The sequence below is a fragment of the Burkholderia sp. Ac-20392 genome (assembly GCF_017104585.1).
GTDB classification, from domain to species: domain Bacteria; phylum Pseudomonadota; class Gammaproteobacteria; order Burkholderiales; family Burkholderiaceae; genus Burkholderia; species Burkholderia lata.
The window spans coordinates 1-4277 of the sequence record NZ_JAAGPB010000601.1 but is presented as its reverse complement, the minus strand read 5'-3'; the positions used below and the strand labels follow the sequence as shown (position 1 = coordinate 4277).

Genomic DNA, 4277 nt, shown 5'->3' with positions numbered 1-4277 from the left:
GGCCCGCGCGGGATCATCGACGCGATCGTGTAGGTGCCGAGGCTCGCGCGCAGCAGCCCCGCGCCGAGCGCCGCGAACGCCGCGCCGAGCTGGTGGCCGGCGACGATCCAGCCGAACACGACCGGCGCCGCGGCCTTGCCGAACACGTCGGTCGCGAGACGCACGGTCGGCGGCACGGTCGCGATCCAGTCGAGTCCGTAGAACATCGCGAACAGCGGCAGCCCGAAGAAATCGATCCCGAACGCGTGCGGCAGGTAGATCAGCGACAGCCCGCGCAGCCCGTAGTACCAGAACAGCAGCACGCGATTGTCGTAACGGTCGGACAGCCAGCCCGACAGCGTCGTGCCGAACAGGTCGAACACGCCCATCGCGGCGAGCAGCGATGCACCCTGCACTTCGGTCATTCCGTAGTCGCTGCACATCGCGATCAGGTGCGTGCCGACGTAACCGTTGGTGCTCGCGCCGCAGATGAAGAAGCTGAAGAACAGCAGCCAGAAATCGCGCGAACGGCTCGCGGTCAGCAGCGTGCGGAACGCAACCGCGAGCGGGTTCTCCTTCGTCGCCTCGGGCGCGGGCGGCGCATCGGCCGGCTCGCCGTACGGGCGCAGCTGCAGGTCGGCCGGCCGCTCGGGCAGCAAGAACGCAACGAGCGGAATCACGATCGCGGCGGCCGCCGCAACGACCAGCACGACCGGCCGCCAGCCGTGGTGCTGCGCGATCGCCGCGAGCATCGGGAGGAACACGAGCTGGCCGGTGGCCGTGCTCGCGGTCAGGATGCCCATGATCAGGCCGCGCCGCGCATGGAACCAGCGTGTGACGAAGGTCGCGGACAGCGTCAGCGCGACGACGCCCGACGAGCAGCCAACCATCAGGCCCCAGATCACCACCATCTGCCAGCTCTGCGTCATCATCGACGACAGCGCGACGCCCGCGCACATCGTCACGAGCGCGGTAAGGATCGTCGGGCGCAGCCCGAAGCGCTGCATGGCGGCGGCCGCGAACGGCCCCGTCAGTCCGTACAGCGCGATGTTCACCGAAATCGCCAGCGAAATCGTCGCGCGGCTCCAGCCGAGCTCGCGTTCGAGCGGCACCATCAGCACGCTCGGCGTCGCGCGCGTGCCGGCCGCGGCCAACAGGATCAGGAATACCACCGCCGCCGCGAGCCATCCGTAGTGGAAGCGCCCGCCGATTCGTGTCACTGCCCAGTTCATCTTCGCGTTCTCCAGTTGGCGGCTCCGGTGCCTCCGCACCCGCGCCGCCCGCCCTGCCAGGCCACCTCCGCCGCACGCTGCATCGGCTGACCCGGGCCGATGCTTGGCATTTGTCTGTCGATCCGGTCGGCATTGTTACCGACCGGTCACAAGTGTGTTGCGATCGTAGTGACCAATCGGTAACATGTCAAGCAATCCAATATGCAGTCGAGGGTCATCATGTCGGGCATCGAGATCGCCAAACCGCTGGCGCGCCGCACGCGCCGGCCGATCGACGGCGCCACCGCGCAGGAGCACCTGCTACGCGCCGCCGAAGAGCTGTTTTACAAGGAAGGGGTGCGGACGGTAGGCGTCGAGGCGGTCGTGGAGCGTGCGGGCGTCAACAAGATGAGCCTGTACCGCCAGTTCTCGTCGAAGGACGAGTTGATCCTCGCGTACCTGGAGCGGATGGATGCGTGTTTCTTCGACCGCTTCAACACGAGCGTCGCGAAGCATCCGGGCCAGCCGAAAGCGCAGCTGATCCAGTATTTCGTCGATCTCGCCGAGCGCGCGACGCAGAAGGATTACCGCGGCTGCCCGTTCGTCAACGTCGCGGCCGAATTCCCGGATGCGTCGCACCCGGCGCGCGAGCGCGTCGCGCAGAACAAGGAACAACTGATGAAGCGGCTCGTCGCGTTGTGCGAAGACGCCGGTGCGCGGCAGCCGCAGGCGCTCGCCGACTCGCTCGCGCTGGTCATCGAAGGCATCTACGCGGCAAGCCAGACCTATCGGCACGGCGAAACGCCGATCGGTGTCGCTCCCGCGCTCGTCACGCAGTTGATCGAAGCCGCCTGCGCGTAACGGCGCGCCCGCTACAATGCGGCCCTCGCCGCCCTTCCGACCGACTGGTTTCACGATGACCGACACCCGCCCCGAATCGCACGACGACATCCTCGCCGCCACGCGGCATTGGCTCGCGCGCGCGGTGATCGGGCTCAATCTGTGCCCGTTCGCGAAAAGCGTCTATGTGAAGGAACAGGTGCGCTACGCGATCAGCGAAGCGACGACGCTGGAAGACGCACTCGCCGAACTCGAAACCGAGCTGCGCGCGCTCGATGCGGCGGACCCGCAGCAGGTCGATACGACGCTCGTGATCTTCCCGCATGCGTTCGCCGATTTCGTCGACTACAACGATGCGCTGTTCTTTGCCGACCGGCTGGTGCGGCAACTGCGGCTCGGCGGCGTGCTGCAGATCGCGAGCTTCCATCCGGACTACCGGTTCGAAGGCAGCGAGCCCGACGACATCGAGAACTACACGAACCGCGCGCCGTATCCGATCCTGCACCTGCTGCGCGAGGACAGCATCGCGCGCGCGGTCGACGCGTTCCCGGACGCATCCGCGATCTACGAAAAGAATCAGGAAACGCTGCGCCGCCTCGGCCACGACGGGTGGCGCGAATGGATGCGCCGGCCGGGCGACGACGTCTGACAAGGCGTGTAACGTGCGGCGCGCCACGTGCGGTGCGGCGCGCCGAGTAATCGTCAGCCTTCGGTAGACTCGACGGCCTCTCCGCCCGCCGCGGCTTCCGGCACGAAGAATCGTGCGTTCAGCTCGGCAAGCCCGAACATCCCGAGAATCTCGTTCAACCGCTCGCCGGGCCGCCGGCGCGGCAGGTTCTTGTACTGCGCGATGATCAGCTCGTTCTTCATCGAATGCTCCCAGCCGACCAGTTCGGTCACGCTGACCTGGTAGCCGTGCGCTTCGAGCTGCAGGCAGCGCAGCACGTTGGTGATCTGGCTGCCGAATTCGCGCGTATGCAGCGGATGCCGCCACACTTCCGTCAGCGCGTTCGCGAGCGATTTGCCCTTGTTCTTGCGCAGCACGCCCGCGACTTCCGCCTGGCAGCACGGCACCAGCACGATGTGCTGCGCGCGCTTCGCGAGCGCGAAGCGGATCGCGTCGTCGGTCGCCGTGTCGCACGCGTGCAGCGCGGTGACGACGTCGACCGTTTCAGGCAGTTTCGGCGACGTGATCGAATCGGCAACCGACAGGTTCAGGAACGACATGCCGCCGAACCCGAGCCGCGCGGCAAGCTCGGCCGAGCGCGTGACGAGCTCCTCGCGGGTCTCGATCCCGTACACGTGCGACGCGAACGCCGGCGTGCCGTGCCCCGGCTGCTGCTTGAAGAACAGGTCGTAAAGGATGAAGCCGAGATACGACTTGCCGGCGCCGTGATCGACGAGCGTCACGTTGCTTTTGTCGGCCTGCACGCCGGCCAGCAACGGCTCGATGAACTGGAACAGGTGATAGACCTGCTTCAGCTTGCGGCGGCTGTCCTGGTTCAGCTTCCCGTCGCGGGTGAGGATGTGCAGTTCCTTCAGCAGCTCGACGGACTGCTCCGGGCGGATTTCGTGGGTCTTGTTCGACATCGTGATGCGGCGCCGGGCCACGGTCGGTCGACCACGGCCCGGCGGCGGGAATTCGTGAGGAATGGCGATAGTTTACCGAAAATGCGCGGTCAGGCTCGTGCGCCGAGCCGCCAGAGCGACGTGACCTCGGCCTGGCGTGCCGCGTACAGCGGATCGTCGGCATCCATCGCCTTCGGGTGCGCAGGGCGGATATCGTCGCGGCCAAGCACGACGAGGCCGGCTTCGTCGATCCATTGCAGCAGCGTGTCACGCGGCCGCAGGCCGAGATGCTCGGCGAAATCGGACAGGATCAGCCAGCCTTCGCCGCCCGGCTCGAGGTGCGCGGCGAGCCCCGCGAGGAAACCGCGCAGCATGCGGCTGTCCGGATCGTAGACCGCGTATTCGATCGGGGCGCTCGGCCGGGCCGGCACCCACGGCGGGTTGCAGACCACGAGCGGCGCACGGCCGGCCGGAAACAGATCCGCCTCGACGACTTCGACGCGATCCGCGTGGCCCAGCCGTTCGACGTTCTCGCGCGCACAGGCGAGCGCGCGTGCGTCCTGGTCGGTCGCGACGACACGCTCGACGCCGCCCGACGCAAGCACGGCCGCCAGCACGCCGGTGCCCGTGCCGATGTCGAACGCGAGCGACGTGGCCGGCAGCGGCGCGGGCGCGACG

Annotated in this window: 5 protein-coding genes; 2 read left to right on the top strand and 3 right to left on the bottom strand. The window is 67.6% G+C overall.

Features of this window, described 5'->3' with window-relative positions; genetic code table 11:
- Positions 1-1211 (bottom strand): MFS transporter (locus G3N99_RS35325; protein ID WP_206124677.1); only part of this gene is annotated, 1211 nt, incomplete at its 3' end.
- A gap of 219 nt (positions 1212-1430) precedes the next feature.
- On the opposite strand from G3N99_RS35325, the gene G3N99_RS35320 reads away from it, so the two are divergent.
- Together G3N99_RS35320 and G3N99_RS35315 are read left to right on the top strand one after the other, a co-directional pair.
- The gene (locus tag G3N99_RS35320; protein ID WP_174939877.1) at positions 1431-2051 is read left to right on the top strand and encodes a TetR/AcrR family transcriptional regulator; all 621 of its coding nucleotides are present in this window, start codon (positions 1431-1433) and stop codon (positions 2049-2051) included.
- 55 nt (positions 2052-2106) lie between these two features.
- Positions 2107-2679 carry a DUF1415 domain-containing protein gene (locus tag G3N99_RS35315; protein ID WP_206124676.1) on the top strand — a complete coding sequence of 191 codons (573 nt, stop codon included), beginning with the start codon at positions 2107-2109 and terminating at the stop codon, positions 2677-2679.
- Positions 2680-2732: 53 nt separating this feature from the next.
- Here G3N99_RS35315 and G3N99_RS35310 read toward each other — a convergent pair whose 3' ends face one another.
- Entirely contained in the window at positions 2733-3620 is an 888-nt protein-coding gene (locus G3N99_RS35310) for an SAM-dependent methyltransferase (protein ID WP_174939729.1), read from the bottom strand.
- A gap of 89 nt (positions 3621-3709) precedes the next feature.
- The coding region (locus tag G3N99_RS35305; protein ID WP_206124675.1) for a class I SAM-dependent methyltransferase at positions 3710-4277 on the bottom strand (568 nt) is incomplete at its 5' end.